Genomic DNA, 3190 nt, shown 5'->3' on the forward strand with positions numbered 1-3190 from the left:
GTTCCATGGTTTAGACCTTATACTTATACTTTGCATAAAAGATTAAAGATGTGTAAATGTCTCTAAGAGAAAAGCTGACTGGGTTTTTGTGCCAATACCCATTGTTATTCATGGTGTATAAGTTTTGGTTGTAGCATCTTTGGCAAAGCATACAAGTTCCACAAGGAATGTCATGACCAAAGATAAAACAGATTAAAGCTGCTAACGCTTTTGTGATTATGTTCTGCCCATATAGTTCAGTTAGATAGTAGTGTATGGAATAATTCACATCTTATTTCTCCTTTTGGTGAAGATTTTCTTAAAAAGGTTCTTTCTTCTTTTGTTGTTTACCTCATTGTTTGCTTGTCTATCTATTCGCCCCTTAGCCGAAGAAGACAAAATTTGAAGGAGGCAAAAGGAAGGGGCATGGTGAATGGTGAATAGGTAGACGTTAAGCCAATAAAGGTCAATGTAAGGGAAGAGGTTTTTCAGTAACCAATTATTAGGGGGATAATTGAGGGTTCTGTGCGCCTCTTCCCGTTACCTTTTATTCTTTGAGTTCTTGTAGTGATTGTCTGATGTGTTTTATTAGTGGAACTACGCCGAAGGGTATGAGTAATGCGATTATTGCGCCTAGTGCGAAGCTTGTCCATTCAATCATGGTGTTTCTCCTAACTGTTTTCTGCAGTCTATGCAGTGACGTTTTCCATCACGTTCTCTTATTGGGTTGTGTCTCCATTTTTGTGGGATTATGGGGTTTTTGCAGAGCAAATATTTTTTCCAGTTCAAATCTACTAAGAGTCTCCTAGTATCCTATTGTTAGGACATGCGCAAATTGTCCTAGTTGGGCGTCGGCTGCTGCAACTAATGTGAATGTTATGTCTCTTGATGTTCTTGCGGGGATTGGGGCTGCGGCTCCTAATTCCCATGTGACTGTTAAGCCTGTGGGCATGTTGGGGGTTGATATTAGGAGTGCTGCAGAGTCTGTGTCTCCGTTGTTTGTTATGGTTACTACTATCTGTTTTGATGATCCCTGTGCAATGTCTCCCCATGCTAGTGTTGCGGGTAAGGCTGTGAGGTCTACGGCTGGAGTTACTGTTGGGGTTACGGTGCCTGTGCCTGTTAGAGTTAGTTGTCCTACTGCATAGATTACTCCGATTGCTCCGAGCAGGGATACTGTGATTATTATTAGGAGTGTTATGGGACTCGTTGTTTTCCAGTTCAAGTTCATTTTTGCAGTTTCACCTCCAAGTTATGTTACTACCTTCTGGATTATTGATTCGTCTGGACTTAGTTTGTTTCTACGAAGAGTCTCATGTAGGGTGTCTATGGTTTGTTGCTGCTTCTTGATTGTTTCTTCGAGGCTATTGAATTGTGTTTTTGCTGCGTTTGCCTCTTGTAGTGCTTGGTCTTTGATTTGTGTTACTTCGTTTAATTGAAGTGTTAGGGAGTCTTTTGCTGATAGGAGCTGCTCTTTTGTTTGTGTGAGTTGGTCTACTTGTGCTAGGGCTTTGTCTTTTAGTCCTGACTGATCTATTGCTGAGGTTATTGCTGCCTTTTTTTGTTGAACTTGATTTATGAGTCCTGCTATGGATGCGCCTGCGGAGGCTATTGATATTCCTGATACTGCAGTTTGTGGGTCTATTCCTCCGCTTGTTAGGTTTGTCCATCCCTCTTTAATTGTGTCTACTGCTGTAACGGCGAAGGGCAATTCTAGCCTGTAAGCAATCAGTAATCCCACTATTGCTGCTGCAACTATTAGGATTATTAGTAATATTTTGTTCACTTTTCATCTATCCTATGGGTAAAAAGTAGGCTTTCATTGTGAAGTCGCCTGTGGGGCGAATGCTTAGTGGATTGCCTGATTCCCAGGTGCCATCATTTATTATCCACGTATTGAAAATGTATCCGTCTCTTGGTGCAACCTTGAATGTAAGAACATCTCCTTTGGCAAAGTTTGCGCTGAAGGGGAGCATATTCTGGGTGACTGTTACGCGGCTGCCTGTTGCTTCGTTTGTTATGATTATGTAGTCGTTGCCTATGGTGTCTGATTGTACTGTGAATTTGAGTGTGGGGTCTGGTCTTTGTTGCATTGCCGAGTTGTTGTTGGGTTTGCTTGATGCTGCAATTGCTACGATAATTATGAAGATTAATGCAAAGATTAGTATAAAGAAGCGGGGCTTCAAGTTGGCACCTCCATTTTTGGCGGAAAGTCTAATGGATGCTTCAGTTCTGGCAGAGGGGGCATAACAAAATTGTATTTGCCGTTTCTGGCGTCTGCCGCAAATTGTTCATAATCAAAAATGTATGTTATACCGTCATGTTGTCTTGTTGCGTCATATTTGTAGAGGACTGTATGGTTTACTGTGCCGTCTCTGCCATGTTCGTCTGGTTCTGCTTTGGTGACTATTGTTTGAGCTACTACTCTTTCTTTTACGAATACGCATCGGTATGTGCCGAGGGTTTCGCGGTCTGTGAGTTCTGACAGTTTGTTGTTGGGGAGTATTTGTAGGATGTCTGGTGATTCGTAATGGTCTGCGAGTCCGTTTATGATTCCGGTTACTACTTGTCCAGACTTCACGAAGAGTTCCCCTGCATTTCCTTGATTAGTATTCTTGCTTCTTCTATTGTTGGCGCAGTTACAGTGTAGCTGATTTCTGTGTTTCCAAGCTTAGATGTTTGTGATAGAGTGTAGCTTTTCCAGAATTTAAGGCACATTAATTAGCCAACTCCTGCAGCCAATCCAGCTCCTTAAAGAACCAAAACTCAGACGATTTTATGGTGTTCACGTTATCTTCCCAATTACGTCCTCGATCAAAGATTTCTGGACGTTTTATTTTGGGGCTATTTCCTCCATCCCAGCAGATTGGGTTACCTGCACTGTCTCTTTCTACTTCAAAGAAGCTAGGGAAATATCTTATGTTGCTTAATCCGAGGCTGTGAATGGCTGCATGTGTGCTTGGGTAAAAGGCATAAACGAACTTGTCTAAACACTCTGCACTTAATTTAGTGTCTAGTGGATCGAAGGGCTGTCCGGTTATTTGGCTTATCTGTTTAGCTACGGGTGCAAGTCCGTCCCATGCAGTGACTACTATAGCAAGGTTTCTGAGTTTTGGGCTATTACTATTTTGTCGCTTAAATTTAACGATTCCTTTCACGATTCGAGCTAAGTTAGCATCACTATAGATTGATAGCCCGTCTATGCCTGTTG

The 3190-nt window shown here is 41.9% G+C and carries 5 protein-coding genes; all 5 read right to left on the bottom strand.

The genetic code is table 11. The annotated features are described in order from the left end of the window. Window positions 1-784 precede the first annotated feature (784 nt). Window positions 785-1210: a hypothetical protein gene (locus M0R36_11370; GenBank protein ID MCK9556390.1), complete on the bottom strand. Its 426-nt coding sequence runs from the start codon at window positions 1208-1210 to the stop codon at window positions 785-787. A 21-nt stretch (window positions 1211-1231) separates the two neighbouring features. Continuing rightward, a complete protein-coding gene (locus tag M0R36_11375) occupies window positions 1232-1765 on the bottom strand; it encodes a hypothetical protein (GenBank protein ID MCK9556391.1) in 534 nt (177 codons plus the stop codon). A 7-nt stretch (window positions 1766-1772) separates the two neighbouring features. Then, window positions 1773-2165, bottom strand: a complete 393-nt coding sequence (locus M0R36_11380) for a hypothetical protein (GenBank protein ID MCK9556392.1) — start codon at window positions 2163-2165, stop codon at window positions 1773-1775. Beyond that, complete coding sequence (locus M0R36_11385) at window positions 2162-2560, bottom strand: hypothetical protein (GenBank protein MCK9556393.1); 399 nt, start codon at window positions 2558-2560, stop codon at window positions 2162-2164. Before M0R36_11385 ends, M0R36_11380 begins: the two co-directional genes overlap by 4 nt. Before the next feature lie 136 nt (window positions 2561-2696). Next, the coding region (locus tag M0R36_11390; GenBank protein ID MCK9556394.1) for a hypothetical protein at window positions 2697-3190 on the bottom strand (494 nt) is incomplete at its 5' end.

The sequence above is a fragment of the bacterium genome (genome assembly GCA_023228325.1).
Classification (GTDB): domain Bacteria; phylum Auribacterota; class UBA6266; order UBA6266; family UBA6266; genus UBA6266.